The organism is Bacteroides pyogenes (assembly GCF_014196225.1).
In the GTDB taxonomy this organism is placed as follows: domain Bacteria; phylum Bacteroidota; class Bacteroidia; order Bacteroidales; family Bacteroidaceae; genus Bacteroides; species Bacteroides pyogenes_A.
In genome coordinates, this window is sequence record NZ_JACIDI010000003.1 from 47,294 (window position 1) to 62,447 (window position 15,154).

Below are 15,154 nucleotides of genomic sequence, written 5' to 3' on the forward strand. Positions count from 1 at the left end.
ATCTATAGCCACAGGGAGCTTTTCGGCTTTCTCCTATTGCTAAATATGGTTAATTTGATTGACTTATCTGAACTGATTTATCTTTAAAGTCTATCTTTGCATTCACAAAATTAATAGAAATGCTTGAGACTATACTGATAACTTTGTTAATAGTTGCTATTTCCCTGCTTTTGCTGGGAGTGAAAGTCTTTTTTACGAAGAACGGTAGGTTTCCCAACGGGCATGTGAGCGGCAACAAGGCTTTGCGTAAGGAGGGAGTGGGCTGTGCACAATCGCAAGATCGTGAGGCACGAACAAAGCCGCGCTTTTCTATTGATGAGTTGGAAAAGACCTTGAACGATAGTATGAACTAATTAATTAAAAACAATATTTTACACAGTTATGAATAGAATGAACTACCTCATGAACGGTTTGGCTGCTCTTGCGTTTATCGTTTTATTTTCACAATGTGCCGGCAAAGCAGGCGATCAGGCCTCAGATGCTCCGGCTCAGTCTGCTACCGGTCTTTCGGGAATGAAGATTGCTTATGTAGAAGTGGATAGCTTGCTGGCTAAATACAATTTCTGTATCGACCTGAATGAAGCGATGGTTAAGAAGAGCGAAAACGTTCGTTTGACCCTGAACCAGAAAGCGAATGCATTGGCACAGGCCAAACAGGAGTTCCAAAAGAAATATGAGAATAACGCTTTCCTTTCGCAGGAAAGGGCGCAGCAGGAATACAACCGTCTGGCTAAAATGGAGCAGGACTTGCAGGAATTGAGCAACAAACTTCAATCGGGTCTGATGGAGGAGAACAATAAGAACAGTCTGCAATTCCGCGACTCTATCAACGCATTTCTGAAAGAATACAACAAAACTCGCGGATACAGCCTGATTTTCAGCAATACAGGTTTCGACAACCTGCTATATGCCGATAGCGCTTTCAACATTACTCAGGAAATTGTAGACGGATTGAACGCAAGATATTCATCGCCCGCCAAGAAATAAGAAGCGGATTAGAAACGTTTTTTTTACAATAACATGGAGCTGGCTCAAGAAAATGAGGCAGCTCTAATTGTATCTGTAAGTCGGAATATCGTTTATCCGCTTATTATAGAGGCATCATTCACCGGGTATATATACCTCGTGCGGTGAGTATATATGGTCATGGGTGGTGAGTATATATGGTCATGGGTGATGAGTATATATGGTCATGGGTGATGAGTATATATGGTCATGGGTGATGAGTATATATGGTCATGGGTGATGAGTATATATAGTCATGGGTGATGGGTATATATGGTTAATACAGCGGATATATAGCGTACTTTACCGTGCGTACATGAGCTGAAATCCGGCGGCTGATGTTTCCGGGTTGTCCACCCTATGTCTTTCCGGGTTGAAGGTTATTTTTTTCGTTCTTTCTCCTCTTCTTGCGGGATGCGGAAAGCGGTGTAAAGTTGAAGTATGGCGGCAATGGTGAGGCTGACGATCCATTCGTTCCCACGCGTGAAGAACATGAATACTCCTGTCAGTAGCAATGCTAAAGCTCCGAATATCTGTTGGATGCGCAGCCGGCGGAGTGTGCCGCTTTTTCCTTTAACGGGCGTATTCAGCTGGGCTAAAGCGAAACACCCGGCTCCTATGGTGTATATGTAGGGTGAATAGCTCCATCGGGTGATATAACTGGCAGCTCCGACAAGAATCATCACGGCGCCTGCGGCAAAAAGTGCGGGTATAAGTTGTTTCATTCTGTTTCCTCAAAAACGTAAATATCTTCGTTCGGCTTTTTCATCAGGTATTTCTCACGGGCTATCTGCTCTATCGCCTCAGGGTTGGTCTGCAACTCATTGAGCTTTTCGGTGCTCTCCTCGTACTCGGCTTTGTATTTTTCGATTTCCTTTTTGAGCTGGCTGATTTCCCGCTCGTATTTGAGGCGGCGATACAGGCTGTTCTCATCGAGAAACCCGATGATACAGACAAATATGCCGATGGTAATCATATACTTATGCCTGCGTATGTAACTCCAGATGCTGACTAATGTACCCATAATTCCTTCTTCATTTAATTGCAAAGATAAAACTAATAACTCAAAAACTTATCGCTTGCACCCTAAAACTTATCGCTCCATCATTGATTAGTTATCGCTTTTTTGTGTATTTTTGCAGAAAGTCGAAAAAACAGAGAGAATCCCGGACATGGAAAACTATATCGTATCAGCCCGTAAGTATCGCCCCTCTACCTTCGAATCGGTGGTAGGGCAGCGGGCGCTGACTACCACATTGAAAAATGCGATCGCAACCCGAAAACTGGCTCACGCCTATCTGTTCTGCGGGCCTCGCGGTGTAGGAAAAACAACTTGCGCGCGTATCTTCGCCAAAACGATAAACTGCATGAACCCTACCGCCGAAGGAGAGGCTTGTAACGAATGCGAGTCGTGCGTATCCTTCAACGAGCAGCGGTCGTACAACATCCATGAACTCGATGCCGCTTCGAACAATTCGGTAGACGATATCCGGCAGCTGGTGGAGCAGGTGCGTATTCCGCCGCAGATCGGGAAGTACAAAGTATACATTATCGATGAGGTGCATATGCTGTCCACTTCGGCTTTCAACGCTTTTCTGAAGACATTGGAGGAACCGCCTCATCATGCTATTTTTATTCTTGCTACGACGGAGAAACATAAGATACTCCCGACCATCCTTTCACGCTGCCAGATTTACGATTTTAACCGTATCGGCGTGGAGGATACTGTGGAACATCTTTCGTATGTCGCCGCGAAAGAAGGAATATCAGCCGAGCCCGAAGCGTTGAATGTCATTGCCCTGAAGGCTGACGGAGGGATGCGCGACGCATTGTCTATTTTCGATCAGGTAGTGAGCTTTACCGGAGGGAATATTACGTATCAAGGCGTTATAGAGAACCTGAACGTATTGGACTACGACTACTATTTCCGGTTAACCGATTGTTTCTTGTCGAATAACGTAAGCGGTGCGTTGTTGCTTTTCAACGATGTGTTGAACAAGGGATTCGACGGAGGACATTTCATAACCGGTCTTTCAGCTCATTTTCGCGATTTGCTGGTCAGCAGAGATGCTGTTACTCTTTCTTTACTGCAAGTGGGGGCGAGCATTCGCGAACGTTATCAGGTGCAAGCCCGGAAATGCCCGTTGCCTTTCCTTTATCGTGCGATGAAGCTATGCAATGACTGCGATTTGAATTACCGTGCCAGCAAGAATAAGCGATTGCTGGTGGAACTGACTTTGATACAGGTTGCGCAGCTTACCGCCGAGGGGGACGATGCAGGTGCCGGGCATAGCCCTAAGCAACAATTAAAACCCGTATTCTCACAATCCCGATCCACAGGTTCCGGTCAGCCGCAAACGGCTTCCGCTCAGCAGACAACAACGGTTGAGTCATCGGATCAGGTAATTTCCCGGCAATCTCAGGTTGCTTCTCCGTCTCCTGCGAAAGCAGCTTCCGGTAGTCCGCAAGCCGCTACGATGTCTGCACAGGCAACTCCCGTTCAATCGCAAGTGCCTGTTTCTACATCTTCTGAACAACCGCACCCCGGTGATTCACAGCATATGGCATCTTCCGTACAGGCTGTTGTGATACCCGTAGACAGCTCCCCCGCCGTAGTAGGGGAACCTCGGAGGGAAGTTTACCGTTCCGGTGCAGCCTCTCCTGTCGGAGAGATCGATTCTCCTGTGGCAAAGGAAGAACGAAAAGTTCCGAAGATGAGAATATCCAGTCTGGGCATGTCTATCAAGAATCCGCAACGCGAGCAGGAAGTGAATGTTGCTCCTGTCAATGCTCAGAAAGTTAATTTGGGACCTGAAGAAGACTTTATTTTCAATGAAAGGGATTTGAATTACTATTGGCAGGAGTATGCCGGCAGTCTTCCTATGGAACAGGTAGCTATTGCGAAGCGCATGCAGGTACTCCGTCCCGTATTGCTTCATAATTCCACGACATTCGAGGTGGTGGTGGATAATGAAATTGCCGCAAAAGACTTTACGGCATTGATTCCTGAACTGCAAACTTATCTTCGCGGACGCCTGAAGAACAGTAAAGTGGTGATGACGGTACGGGTCAGCGCCTCTACCGAAAATATTCTTCCCGTAGGGCGTGTGGAGAAATTCCAGATGATGGCCCGGAAGAATCAGTCGCTGATGCAACTGAAAGAGGAGTTCGGACTGGAGCTGTATTAATTAATCATTGACGGTCGTTTATCCGGCTGCCATATCCGTCGCTATATCTTTCATCAGGCATTACGATCCACAGAATGATATAAACGATGGTTCCTGCAAATGCGGTAAAGATAGTAGCCAGTACATACACAACCCTTAAAAGGCTGATGTCCCATCCGAAATATTCTGCCAGCCCTCCGCATACTCCGGCTATCATGCGTTCTTTTCGCGAACGAGTCAATTTCTTGTTTCCTTTCATGGCGGTATCCTTATTTTTATTTCTAATTGGATGTTTTTTATTTAAAACAAGAAAGTCCTGTAAATCTTTTGTTTACAGGACTTCTTTATCGGGTGGCAGACCGGACTCGAACCGGCGACATTCAGAACCACAATCTGACGCTCTAACCAACTGAACTACAGCCACCATGTTTGCATTTCTCTAATGCGGTGCAAAGATAGCTATTCTCTTTCAATCTCCAAAAGATTTTGCTACTTTTTTATAGAAATCATACTCTTTTATTCCCTGATTGTGCCTTCTGAAAAGCGATTGAGTGTCATTGACAAAGATTTTCAATGATTTACGTGCTTCCATGGGGATTGAATCTTCGGGTAGATTGACGGGGAGTATCCGGTAGTTTTTCTTTCCTGAAAGAGCAGGACGGGCAGTCCATACCAGACTGTAAGCGCAATCGTGAAGCCGGACGGTTCCGCTTTTTATAAATTCCATTCTAAGCATCACGCCTCCGTCTGTGCCTCGCAACGACATGTTCGAGATATAATTGCCCAGTGAGTAAGCTATCAAATGTTTCTCATTGGTCAGGCTGTCTGTGCGCACTTCCATCGGCTGTACGACATGCGGATGAGAACCGATGACATGGTTTACTCCTTTTTCTATTAGCCAGTCGGCCAGACGGATTTGTTCCGGATCGGGGAGCGATCGGTATTCGGTTCCCCAATGCATATAAGCAATGATTATATCCGGTTTAAGTGTTTTGCTTGCTTCTATATCTTCGGCAATGAGCGTGGTGTCTATATAGTTCACCATGTTGGGCGATGTGACGGCAATTCCGTTGGTGTCATACGTGTAGCTGAGTAAAGCGATACGAAAACCGTTTTTTTCGAGAAGGAGAGGGGATCGTTTGTTGCGATCTTCCCTATCGGTGTAAGTGCCTGTATGCTGTATGCCGCAAGAATCGAGTTGCCGTATCGTCCGCTCCAATCCTTTCCTGCCGCGGTCGAGACAATGATTGTTGGCGGTAACCAGTACATTGAATCCGGCATTGCGGATTGCTTGTAGAAACTCGTCGGGGGCGCTGAACGCAGGATATCCTTTGTATGGCTTGCCTCCTAAGGTTACCTCCAGATTTGCGATGGCAAAGTCTGCCCGGTGCGCTTCTTCTTTGATATATTCAAAGCAAGGGGAATAATCGTATGTAGATGAATCGGTAAGCGCGGCGTCGATTTGAGCCTGATGCTGCATGAGGTCTCCCGCAAAAAGGAGTCGCAGCGTATCCGAAGAGATGATATTTTCGACACCTCCCCTTATCTGCGATTGCGAAGTGCAGGATAAGGAGAGGAGTATAAGGACCGGAAACAAAAAATGTCTCATGGGTAGATGGCTTTCTTTCCGGCCAAGAGTGTATTCTTCATCAATGAAACGATAGTCATCGGACCTACACCGCCGGGAACCGGAGTTATGTATGAGCATTTCGGAGATACTTCGTCGAACTTCACGTCGCCTGTCAGTTTGAATCCGGACTTTCTGGAAGTGTCCGGAACGCGTGTGGTTCCCACATCGATTACTACGGCACCCTGTTTCACCATGTCGGCTTTCACAAATTCGGGCTGTCCCAAAGCGGCGATGATGATGTCTGCTTCCCGGCATTCTTTCATCAGGTCTTTGCTCCGGCTGTGGCATACGGTTACCGTGGCATCGCCCGGATACGTTTTTTGCATCATCAAGGCAGCCATCGGTTTGCCTACGATGTTGCTGCGTCCGAGCACAACGCACTTCTTGCCGGAAGTCTCTATCTTATAGCGTTTCAGCAGTTCGAGGATTCCGTTCGGAGTAGCCGAAACGTAACAAGGCAATCCGATCGACATTCGTCCCACATTGATCGGGTGGAAGCCGTCCACGTCTTTACGGTAATCGATGGTTTCGATCACCTTTTGCTCGGAGATGTGTTTGGGCAGAGGGAGTTGCACGATGAATCCGTCCACATCGTTGTCTTTGTTCAGTTCGCGTACTTTGGCAAGAAGCTCTTCTTCAGTCACATCGCTTTCGTAGCGGATGAGCGAAGACTTGAAACCGCATGCTTCGCATGCTTTGACCTTAGCCGCTACATAGGTTTCGCTACCACCGTCGTGTCCTACGAGGATGGCTGCCAGATGCGGACGTTTTCCGCCGTGTGCTACGATTTCAGCCACTTCGGCGGCAATTTCCCGCTTCACTTGTTCCGAAATGGCTTTTCCGTCTATCAGGGTCATTTTTTAAGGTATTTATTGTTGATGGATATTTTTTGCGGTACGGTTATCTTCTCATCTTGGGCATCATTTTGCCCATTTTGCTGCCAGTCACCATCTTCATCATCTTACGGGTTTGCTCGAACTGTTTCAATAGGCGGTTCACTTCTTGAATACTTGTTCCGCTACCTTTGGCAATACGTGCGCGACGCGATCCGTTCAGTATTTCCGGATTGGAACGTTCTGACGGAGTCATGGAGTGAATGATGGCTTCGATGCTCTTGAAAGCGTTGTCGTCGATGTCGATGTCTTTGATGGCTTTTCCTACACCCGGAATCATGGATGCAAGCTCTTTCAGGTTACCCATCTTCTTGATTTGAGCGATTTGGCTGAGGAAATCGTTGAAGTCGAACTGATTCTTGGCTATTTTCTTTTGCAGCCGTTTCGCTTCTTCTTCATCGTATTGTTCCTGAGCGCGTTCTACCAGTGAAACGATGTCGCCCATTCCTAAGATACGGTCGGCCATACGTGCCGGATGGAATTGGTCGATGGCATCGAGTTTCTCGCCCGTACCTACAAACTTAATCGGTTTGTTGACAACCGAGCGGATAGAAAGAGCCGCACCGCCGCGTGTGTCACCGTCGAGCTTCGTCAATACCACACCGTTGAAGTCGAGACGTTCATTGAACTCTTTGGCTGTATTCACGGCATCCTGACCGGTCATGGAGTCTACCACGAACAGAATTTCGTTGGGATTAATGGCTTGTTTGATGGCGGCGATCTCGTTCATCATCAGCTCGTCGATAGCCAGACGTCCGGCGGTATCGACAATCACAAGGTCGTATCCTTTGGCTTTTGCCTCCTGAATGGCGTGCCGGGCGATTTCTACGGGGTTTTTGCTGTCGGGTTCCGAGTACATAGGTACACCGATCTGTTCCGACAATACGCGCAACTGTTCGATTGCCGCAGGACGGTAAACGTCGCAAGCTACAAGTAACGGCTTACGGTTCTTCTTGGTCTTCAACATGCGTGCCAGTTTACCCGAGAAAGTGGTCTTACCCGAGCCTTGCAATCCGGACATCAGAATGACTGCCGGGCGCGCGTCGATATTGATTTCCGCAGTTTCCCCGCCCATCAGTTGTGTCAGTTCGTCGTGAACGATTTTCACCATCAGCTGGCTTGGTTTCACGGCTGTAAGCACATTCTGCCCGAGAGCTTTTTCCTTTACCGTATCGGTGAAGTTTTTTGCAACCTTATAGTTGACGTCGGCATCGAGCAATGCCTTGCGTACGTCTTTCAGCGTTTCCGCTACGTTAATCTCGGTGATTTTTCCTTCACCTTTCAGAATCTTGAACGACCGTTCCAGTCTTTCACTTAAATTATCGAACATAGTTATTTAATTACGAATTAGACGAATTACAGGCTGCAAAAGTACAAAATTCTCCTGTATTTCATATCCTTTTGTGTTGCCATTTTGCTTTTTTGAGATAAATATAGCTGGTTATCAGTAACAGCGTATAGTACAATATCTCAATCGTAAAGCAGATTTCCACCGGAGCCTTGAGCCAAATGCCGACAATGAGTATGTAGGCGCCATAAGCAACCAGTGTAATCACTTCGAGCAGTAGAGCGGCCTGCGTGTTGCCTGTACCGGAAATCCCGTTGAACGCGATGCCGGCTACCGACGCGATGAGCATGGCAAAGCAAATGACGTAGACCGAAGGAACGGATTCTGCAATGAGCGCCTGCTCGTTGGTGTAGATGGAAAGCAGCGGTTGTGTGAAAAGAACCGATACCGTAACCAGTCCGAGCATGATGAAGAATGAGAGCCGCCCGATTTTGTTGATTAACGGAATCACGTATTGCGCACCTCCCGCACCGATGGTGTTGCTGACGAGACTGTTGCTGGTGGTGCCCAGCGCATGAACCGGGATCAGGAGAATCAGATAAATGCTTCGCACGATGTTTGCGATAGCCAGTTCGCGTTGTCCCAACCGCTCCACAGCGACGAAAAAGACGAACCAGATAGCCATTGACAAGAAATATTGGAGCATGGTGAAGGAGGAGATGCTTAGTACCCTCTTCAAGAGATCCCAATTGAACGAACGCAGGTGGTTCAGTCCATATCTTTTCAGATCGACGGTAGCGTAAGTATACATAAGAAAGAAGCACACTGAGCCGGCTTCTGCCAGAACAGAGGCAATAGCCGCTCCCTTGATGCCCATTTCGGGCAGTCCGAAGTTGCCGAATATCAGGGCATAGTCGAGTATCACATTGATGAGCGCCATCACTGCGGCATTGATGGTAAGTACTTTGGTACGGGTGATGCCGATGTATAAAGCGCGAAACATGACGTTGACAGCCGCGAAAAAGAATCCATAGATACGCCACTCGAGGAATTCCATCGTTCCTTCGTAAATGGGTTCCGAAGAGATAAGCAGGCGCATGATGTCCCCTCCGAACGCTTGGGTAAAACCGAATAGAAATAAGGCTACCGCCAGTAAGAACATAGAGCCTTGTATCATGACCGGGCCTACATCCGTGTAACGCTCTTCTCCGTTACGCCGGGCTATGACGATCTGCGAGCCGGTGCTGAAACCGAAAGCCACGGTAAATACGCATATATAAAACAGACCTCCCATGGCCGAAGCTCCAAGGGCTACTTCTCCTACGTGTCCGAGAAAGGCGGTGTCGGTGACATTAATGATGTTTTGGGCCAGCAGGCTCAATAAGATAGGGAAACTGACATTCCAGATCTGTTTGTTGGTATACATGTGTATAAAGCGTTATTTGGCAATGCGCAAAGATAGCTCTTTATTTCAAATTATAGTTTCCCTTAAAACGATTTGACTTTTTGTTTTGCCTTATTCTGAGAATATATCCGCAATGTCAAAGACGGTATTATTAAAAGAGGAGCGCATAGAAACCGCTTTACTGCGGTTTCCGTACACTCCTTTATACTTCAGGCATTTTAGTTCAGAACAAGTGGGCTGCATTGAAGAAAGTTATGTATGTAAACGTGCTACCCGGCACAGTGAACTTCTTGCCGTTAGTTTCTGTCGGTTCTACCTTCCCACCGATGTCGAAGAGCAATTTTCTGTTGTGCGGCACATAAACCGAATGGCATATATCGTCAATGTGCAGCTGTTGCCGTCATGTCGGTGGTGAACCCTTTCAGAGATGTTTCAAGTTTCGAATGAATGTGTCAATACGGATTGAAGGCGAAAGTGTAGACGAATGTCAACCCTGTCGCTTTCCGAATTTAGGAATAGCATTCTCTTTTCGTCGACAAAAACAATATTAGTGAATGATTAAAACCGGATACCAGTCGAAAGCCCAAGATTCCAGTTCTGTGCTTTATCGTTGCCTTTTTGCATGATGTTGATGAGTCCGAAATCGCAGTGCATACCGAAACGGAATTGCCGGAAGTCGACAGCCGCACCGACAACCATTCCACAATCGAACCGTTTCAGAGCGATGCTGCTAAATGTGTCCTGCTTATGGTCTCCCTCAGTAATTTGGCCATTCACACCATAAGACAGATAAGGGCCTGCATCAATGATGAGAGCCAGTTCGTCTGTCATCTGGAGTTTATAACCTACGGTGAGAGGAAGCTGAATGTAGTTCGCATTGATGTGTTGATCGTCAGGACTAAGCTCTACGATAGGGCCTTTGATAGTATATTCCAATCCCGCAAGTAGGTAGATCTCGTTTGTGAACGCATAGTCTATCGTAATGCCTGCGTGAAAACCTGCTTTAGCCTTAATGTTGTTGTAGTTGCCACCTCCGATGCTACTCACATTGAGTCCCGCTTTGACACCCCACTGTGTGCGTTTATTGGGAACTTGTCTTTGTTGTTGCGCCCATGAGACTGTTGTAACCATGACCAAAAAAGCGACTGTTAGAACAACTCTTTTTGAAACGTTGACTACGGTAACTGTGATTTTCTTTTTCATAATAATAATGTATGAGTAGTGTGAATGAATATTTGTTGTTTGTCATCTGTTTGTTGCTTCCCAATGCAGTACAGGCCGTTTCCGCTGCTCGTCCCATTTCCACGGTGCGGTTTCATCCGACCCGAACGGGAAGGCAATCATCTTTTGCTTCATATTCCTGTCGGCTCCGTCGGGCAAACGCCACCACGATTCTTTCTGTATGGTTGAAAGCGGAACGGCACGCTTCGGTGTCAGTTTCACGGGCGGTTGCTCCACATCGTTACCGTCGTAGCGGCGGAGAGACATGTTTTCAAGATAGTAAAACTGCGTTTTGGCATGGGAAAACATTGTCTTTCCAAACAGTCCGCCTGGAAACGGAGAGGCTTTGGGCAAAGGTTTTCCTGCACCTCTGACCTCAATCAGACGGTTCAATGCCGCACAATTATTCATGATGCATGTGCCATGAGTGATTACGACAATTCCTCCGGCATTTCCTGAGGAAAACACCGATGCTTCGGAATAACAATACTCGATAAAGCCGTACTTGCCTTTCGATGATCCTGGAGTTGCACCCATGCTCATGCCTCCCGATCCTATCCCGATGCTTAAACTTCCTGTTACGAGCAAGCCGTTACCGCAGGCGATCCCTGCTGCAGAGCCTAATGCCACGCGTATGCTTCCGTTGGAGTAACAATGCCGTATTTCACCATTATTGACGCCTGCGATACAGCCGCCGTATTGTCCTCCTTCATATCCCGAGAGTGCTTTCACTTTCTTGTGAGGTTCTGTTTGGGCGTACTCGCAAGTAAGTTCGGCAGTCGAAACACAACATGTAATTTTTCCTTTGTTCACTCCGGCTATACAGCCTATATATAGGAATTTCTGTCCGTCGGTATAAGTCGGTTTGCCGGCTACGCGCAAGTTCTTTATCTCGCCTTTTCCGTCAACAACCCCAAACAGTCCGACACTTCTGTTATCCGTTTCAGGATAAAAGCTGTTGAGCGTTATTGTGCGGCCGTTTCCGTCAAAAGTTCCGCTAAATCCTGTTTCACCGTCCTTGTCCATCCGTCCGATGGGCATCCATCCGTCGAGCGTCAAATCATTCATCAATATGTATGAACCGCTCAGAGCTTCTTTGTCCGTGCCAATAGCCATCAGCTCCTCCGCCGTGCGGATTTTTGTCTGCCCCATCGCCGAACCGATGACGGCGGTGAGCAGGGCGGTCAATGCAAATATTCGTTTCATCTTTTTGTTTGTTTTATGCCCCGTTGCCAAAGGCAGATTAATGTTTTCGTTCATTGTTTTTTAAAATCCCTTCCGGAATATCTTGTGGTGTGGTGGTGTTTTTGAGCACAGCATATACCGATTTTGTGCTACCCATATCCATTTTAAATTTTATCTGCCCGTATATGCAGGCATTCGTAACTGTCAAGTCGCAGATTAACGGTTTTTGCCCTTGTGTTATTTTGCCATCGATGACATTGATAGAATCTCTTGTCTCGAATCCACCTTGAAAAACGAGGCTACTCACTCCTTTCTCCGAAGGGTTCATTTTCAATCTTTCCGCAGATAGGTTCAAATGAATGACTTGCTTCAAATCGCGCGACAACGTCATTTCCAGCGTTATGTTCTTCGCGTTCTCGAAAGGTATTTCTCCCGAATATTTCTGTTCGGTGAAAAACATGGGCGTGTAGGTTGCTGTAAACAGGTTGTCTGCAATGCGGGGCACGGGGGTGAGTACGCTTACGGCTCCTTTCTTATTCTCGACAAGGAAGAACAGTGGAGGGATGGCTGCCTCTTTCGATTCGGTAGGAGCGATGCCTTCAAAACCGATAAGCAAGAATGGTATTTTGATGCTGTCGAGCGCAAGGCTATGTCCGTATGACACGGATTGTGTCGTGTTCTTCGCCGACATATCGGCAATCGTCCTAACTTTCACCTTGGCGGGCAGCCGCACTTCGGGATTCAGTGCGTCGGCTACGAACCAGCGACCGGCCAGCTCGCTTACGTGTTCCTGACTGCTGTTTATCAACGTTGATGAATAGCTTATCACCAGAGGAATGCCATCCATGATTTCGAACGAGACGGGAGGTTTATTCCCCTCCGCTGTTAATCGGACATATGATTCGTACTTTTTCAGCACATCCTCCGCAGAGGGACTGCAACCGTGAAATAGGGATACTAAAAGTATCGCAGTCATCCATTTTGTTATTAGTTTCATATTCTTTTATTTTATGCCTTTGTTGCCAGAGGCGGGTTAGAAGTTAGTTCTTCAACAGAGTCATTGTGTTCCTGAGAATAGTCAGTACACCGTTATCCAGTTCATATTTCAGTCGGGCATACACCGAATAGGCTACGGTGTTTTCCCCGGCATAGATCGTTACAGTTTGGGTGCCGTCCATCGATTGCACCATTGATATGCCATATCCTTCCCAACTTTTCGTTCGGTATTTCTTGTCGCCCAATTGAACAATAAGCGCGACGGCTGGCAATACGTAGATGTTGCCGACAAGGTATTTCTCGAATGGCTTGTCCATGCCGTTCCTGTGCAGAAGATAGCGGAGCAGGAAGTAGGGAATAAGGAAGAAAACGCCGAGCATCATCCACAACACCACTTCTTCCCGATCAAGGTTGAAGGAAAGAAAGCTTGCTGCCATGCAGAGGGCGGCTGGCAGCAGCGCCAGCCATCGGCCTGCCGGAAGTTTGCGGTACACGAGTATAGCTCCGGCAATGCCTGCCAGCGACAGCCCGAAAAATGTCGCTGCCATGTAATTGAAGATTCTTCTTTTCATGATTTCTTTCGTTTTTTCCTTATGGGAGAGGGGGGAGGCGTTTAATAATCAGTCTGGTGGAAAGAGAATCGCAGGGCAAGCGCCATTTTCTTTGGGGCTGTCCTGCAGTTCTCGTCAGGTGACGGTTCGATAGACCGTTGTTTTTGGGCAACCCGTTATCGCTTTTTCTTATGTACCGGGATCGGGGGCTTCGCCTCCACCGCCGGGCGAGGGCGTTGGCTTCTTGGCTTTTTTGGCGGAGACTTCTGTCCGTTCGTAGCTCACGCCCGTGAGAGTGAAGTACCGTTTCGAGGGCGAGAGTTTCACAACGGGCTTGGTGATGTGAACGTTTGCATTGAATTCCTCTTTGCCTTTTTCCACGAGCTTGCTCTGGAATGAGGGGCGGAGCGTCCCGATGTCGCCGAAATCTACGATATCGCCATTCTCAACGTGTCGTTTGGCGATTTCGGAGGCCAGCCGCAGCACCGCTTCCACTTCTGCTCCTGTGAAAGTGGTGGCGCGTGCCACTTCTTCGCAGAATGTGCGGTGATCTACCCGTTTGCGTCCCGTGGGACTTGCCTGAATCACAGTTTTGCCAGCCAGTTTGCCGACAGTTGCCTTACGCTCGCTGAGCGTGTAGGCCAATGGTCTGTTTGCCATAATTCTTGATTTTTACATTTATAATTATACTGATAAATTCTACCGTTTGTACGTTTTTGAACCGTCTGTCCGACTTTGCATTTCAGGGGGCCCTAACCTTCTCTCTTGAAGGGTCTACCTTTTTGCCCCAAACCCTCGAGGGTTTTCTGAAAAATGGTCGAGGGTTTCTATGGAAACCCTCGTGGGTTTTAAGGAGGCAGATTGATGACCGGGACAGCTTTCCCTCCCTCTTTCTCTTTTTTCAAACCTTCTGGGGAAATGCGGGATTGAAAACTCACGGTGCCGTTTTCTCTCTGTCTGGTATAACGTTTTCTGCCGTGTTTCGTGCGACACGGCGGCAGACCGGAGATTGTAGGCTTCGGACAGCTTTCGAGCTCATGTCCACCCCTGTGGCTTCCAGCCAAGCGGAAGAGCCGTCGTATTGAAGCACGGTGTATTTATTCTTGATGATTTTGAATACACCCGAGCGGAAAGTCTTTCCTTTTGCATCGGTCAATTCACCGATGTAGTTGCCCACAGGTAGTTCGTAGGAAAATTGGTATTCCGGGGGGAGCCGATCTTCATCCGTACTGAGAAGATTGCCATCGGCATCGTAGAGCTTGAGCATGGTAATGTCGCAGTTTTCGCTCAGATTCTGGACAACTAAGTATCCCGTCCCGTCGCCTTCTTCTCCTTCTTCACGAGTGAATACGGTTTGGCTTGCCGCCTGTGTGCCGATCATGCCGATGACCATCGGGTTGACAAACGTAAGTACGAGTTTTCCGTCTATCAGTCCTCCCGTACCCAAGAGAGCATCTTGCATGCCCACGAATGTTGCCTTACCACTGTTTATGAGGTATTCTCCCTTGTCGTACGTCCCGCCTTGTCCGGGTTTGGAAATGTCGAAACGGAAGTCGGTCGGGGTGATCTTCATTTTCAGGTCATAGCCCGATACCTTAGCTGTCCACGTGCCCACGATGCTTCCTGTTTCCACTTTCTCTTTGTCATCGTCTCCCGAACAGGAGAAGAGGCTCGTCATCATAATACTCATTAGGGTAGTAAAGAAAATTTGTCTCATAGTCTTGTTATTTAGATGTTATATTGCTTCTATATTATGCCTCAAAGTTATTCCTCTTCCTGCGGAAGCAATACCCTACTTGTAGGAGTTTTTCGG

Annotated in this window: 16 protein-coding genes and 1 tRNA gene; 3 read left to right on the top strand and 14 right to left on the bottom strand. The window is 47.5% G+C overall.

What is annotated here, in order from left to right; translation table 11 throughout:
- The first annotated feature begins 119 nt into the window (after nt 1–119).
- Both GGR07_RS02550 and GGR07_RS02555 read left to right on the top strand, forming a co-directional pair.
- A complete protein-coding gene (locus GGR07_RS02550) occupies nt 120–353 on the top strand; it encodes a hypothetical protein (RefSeq protein ID WP_034543199.1) in 234 nt (77 codons plus the stop codon).
- A gap of 28 nt (nt 354–381) precedes the next feature.
- Complete coding sequence (locus GGR07_RS02555) at nt 382–987, top strand: OmpH/Skp family outer membrane protein (RefSeq protein WP_034543200.1); 606 nt, start codon at nt 382–384, stop codon at nt 985–987.
- Nucleotides 988–1,385: 398 nt separating this feature from the next.
- On the opposite strand, the gene GGR07_RS02560 is transcribed toward GGR07_RS02555, so the two are convergent.
- Together GGR07_RS02560 and GGR07_RS02565 are read right to left on the bottom strand one after the other, a co-directional pair.
- Nucleotides 1,386–1,730 (bottom strand): hypothetical protein, encoded by a 345-nt coding sequence (locus tag GGR07_RS02560; protein ID WP_021644381.1) that lies wholly within the window; start codon nt 1,728–1,730, stop codon nt 1,386–1,388.
- Nucleotides 1,727–2,029 carry an FtsB family cell division protein gene (locus GGR07_RS02565; protein WP_021644382.1) on the bottom strand — a complete coding sequence of 101 codons (303 nt, stop codon included), beginning with the start codon at nt 2,027–2,029 and terminating at the stop codon, nt 1,727–1,729. Before GGR07_RS02565 ends, GGR07_RS02560 begins: the two co-directional genes overlap by 4 nt.
- A gap of 148 nt (nt 2,030–2,177) precedes the next feature.
- Between GGR07_RS02565 and GGR07_RS02570 the strand changes: the two genes are divergently transcribed.
- Nucleotides 2,178–4,193 carry a DNA polymerase III subunit gamma/tau gene (locus GGR07_RS02570; protein WP_039972394.1) on the top strand — a complete coding sequence of 672 codons (2,016 nt, stop codon included), beginning with the start codon at nt 2,178–2,180 and terminating at the stop codon, nt 4,191–4,193.
- Between the two features lie 4 nt (nt 4,194–4,197).
- Here GGR07_RS02570 and GGR07_RS02575 read toward each other — a convergent pair whose 3' ends face one another.
- The 12 genes from GGR07_RS02575 to GGR07_RS02630 all read right to left on the bottom strand — a co-directional run bounded on the left by GGR07_RS02575 (nt 4,198) and on the right by GGR07_RS02630 (nt 15,058).
- Nucleotides 4,198–4,431, bottom strand: a complete 234-nt coding sequence (locus tag GGR07_RS02575; RefSeq protein WP_021644384.1) for a PspC domain-containing protein — start codon at nt 4,429–4,431, stop codon at nt 4,198–4,200.
- Between the two features lie 91 nt (nt 4,432–4,522).
- Nucleotides 4,523–4,596, bottom strand: a tRNA-His gene (locus GGR07_RS02580).
- Between the two features lie 45 nt (nt 4,597–4,641).
- Nucleotides 4,642–5,781, bottom strand: a complete 1,140-nt coding sequence (locus GGR07_RS02585; RefSeq protein ID WP_034543201.1) for a CapA family protein — start codon at nt 5,779–5,781, stop codon at nt 4,642–4,644.
- Nucleotides 5,778–6,659 carry a bifunctional methylenetetrahydrofolate dehydrogenase/methenyltetrahydrofolate cyclohydrolase FolD gene (folD, locus tag GGR07_RS02590; RefSeq protein WP_122056635.1) on the bottom strand — a complete coding sequence of 294 codons (882 nt, stop codon included), beginning with the start codon at nt 6,657–6,659 and terminating at the stop codon, nt 5,778–5,780. The genes GGR07_RS02585 and folD overlap by 4 nt, the downstream gene beginning before the upstream one ends.
- Before the next feature lie 43 nt (nt 6,660–6,702).
- A complete protein-coding gene (gene ffh / locus GGR07_RS02595) occupies nt 6,703–8,025 on the bottom strand; it encodes a signal recognition particle protein (protein WP_027326338.1) in 1,323 nt (440 codons plus the stop codon).
- 61 nt (nt 8,026–8,086) lie between these two features.
- Nucleotides 8,087–9,409, bottom strand: coding sequence for an MATE family efflux transporter (locus GGR07_RS02600; protein ID WP_122056634.1), 1,323 nt, complete (start codon nt 9,407–9,409; stop codon nt 8,087–8,089).
- A 537-nt stretch (nt 9,410–9,946) separates the two neighbouring features.
- Nucleotides 9,947–10,519 (bottom strand): porin family protein, encoded by a 573-nt coding sequence (locus tag GGR07_RS02605; protein WP_172545195.1) that lies wholly within the window; start codon nt 10,517–10,519, stop codon nt 9,947–9,949.
- 114 nt (nt 10,520–10,633) lie between these two features.
- The gene (locus GGR07_RS02610) at nt 10,634–11,815 is read right to left on the bottom strand and encodes a hypothetical protein (protein ID WP_147298161.1); all 1,182 of its coding nucleotides are present in this window, start codon (nt 11,813–11,815) and stop codon (nt 10,634–10,636) included.
- Nucleotides 11,816–11,852: 37 nt separating this feature from the next.
- Nucleotides 11,853–12,791, bottom strand: a complete 939-nt coding sequence (locus GGR07_RS02615) for a hypothetical protein (protein WP_147298160.1) — start codon at nt 12,789–12,791, stop codon at nt 11,853–11,855.
- A 43-nt stretch (nt 12,792–12,834) separates the two neighbouring features.
- Nucleotides 12,835–13,362 (bottom strand): hypothetical protein, encoded by a 528-nt coding sequence (locus GGR07_RS02620; protein ID WP_147298159.1) that lies wholly within the window; start codon nt 13,360–13,362, stop codon nt 12,835–12,837.
- A gap of 168 nt (nt 13,363–13,530) precedes the next feature.
- A complete protein-coding gene (locus GGR07_RS02625; RefSeq protein WP_021644394.1) occupies nt 13,531–14,001 on the bottom strand; it encodes an HU family DNA-binding protein in 471 nt (156 codons plus the stop codon).
- A gap of 274 nt (nt 14,002–14,275) precedes the next feature.
- The gene (locus tag GGR07_RS02630; protein WP_147298158.1) at nt 14,276–15,058 is read right to left on the bottom strand and encodes a hypothetical protein; all 783 of its coding nucleotides are present in this window, start codon (nt 15,056–15,058) and stop codon (nt 14,276–14,278) included.
- Nucleotides 15,059–15,154: the final 96 nt, after the last annotated feature.

Excerpts from the sequence above, each read along its gene's own strand:
- GGR07_RS02550 (WP_034543199.1), top strand. The coding sequence starts at position 120 with ATGCTTGAGACTATACTGATAACTTTGTTAATAGTTGCTATTTCCCTG.
- GGR07_RS02555 (WP_034543200.1), top strand. The coding sequence starts at position 382 with ATGAATAGAATGAACTACCTCATGAACGGTTTGGCTGCTCTTGCGTTT.
- GGR07_RS02560 (WP_021644381.1), bottom strand. The coding sequence starts at position 1,730 with ATGAAACAACTTATACCCGCACTTTTTGCCGCAGGCGCCGTGATGATT.
- GGR07_RS02565 (WP_021644382.1), bottom strand. The coding sequence starts at position 2,029 with ATGGGTACATTAGTCAGCATCTGGAGTTACATACGCAGGCATAAGTAT.
- GGR07_RS02570 (WP_039972394.1), top strand. The coding sequence starts at position 2,178 with ATGGAAAACTATATCGTATCAGCCCGTAAGTATCGCCCCTCTACCTTC.
- GGR07_RS02575 (WP_021644384.1), bottom strand. The coding sequence starts at position 4,431 with ATGAAAGGAAACAAGAAATTGACTCGTTCGCGAAAAGAACGCATGATA.
- GGR07_RS02585 (WP_034543201.1), bottom strand. The coding sequence starts at position 5,781 with ATGAGACATTTTTTGTTTCCGGTCCTTATACTCCTCTCCTTATCCTGC.
- folD (WP_122056635.1), bottom strand. The coding sequence starts at position 6,659 with ATGACCCTGATAGACGGAAAAGCCATTTCGGAACAAGTGAAGCGGGAA.
- ffh (WP_027326338.1), bottom strand. The coding sequence starts at position 8,025 with ATGTTCGATAATTTAAGTGAAAGACTGGAACGGTCGTTCAAGATTCTG.
- GGR07_RS02600 (WP_122056634.1), bottom strand. The coding sequence starts at position 9,409 with ATGTATACCAACAAACAGATCTGGAATGTCAGTTTCCCTATCTTATTG.
- GGR07_RS02605 (WP_172545195.1), bottom strand. The coding sequence starts at position 10,519 with ATGGTTACAACAGTCTCATGGGCGCAACAACAAAGACAAGTTCCCAAT.
- GGR07_RS02610 (WP_147298161.1), bottom strand. The coding sequence starts at position 11,815 with ATGAAACGAATATTTGCATTGACCGCCCTGCTCACCGCCGTCATCGGT.
- GGR07_RS02615 (WP_147298160.1), bottom strand. The coding sequence starts at position 12,791 with ATGAAACTAATAACAAAATGGATGACTGCGATACTTTTAGTATCCCTA.
- GGR07_RS02620 (WP_147298159.1), bottom strand. The coding sequence starts at position 13,362 with ATGAAAAGAAGAATCTTCAATTACATGGCAGCGACATTTTTCGGGCTG.
- GGR07_RS02625 (WP_021644394.1), bottom strand. The coding sequence starts at position 14,001 with ATGGCAAACAGACCATTGGCCTACACGCTCAGCGAGCGTAAGGCAACT.
- GGR07_RS02630 (WP_147298158.1), bottom strand. The coding sequence starts at position 15,058 with ATGAGACAAATTTTCTTTACTACCCTAATGAGTATTATGATGACGAGC.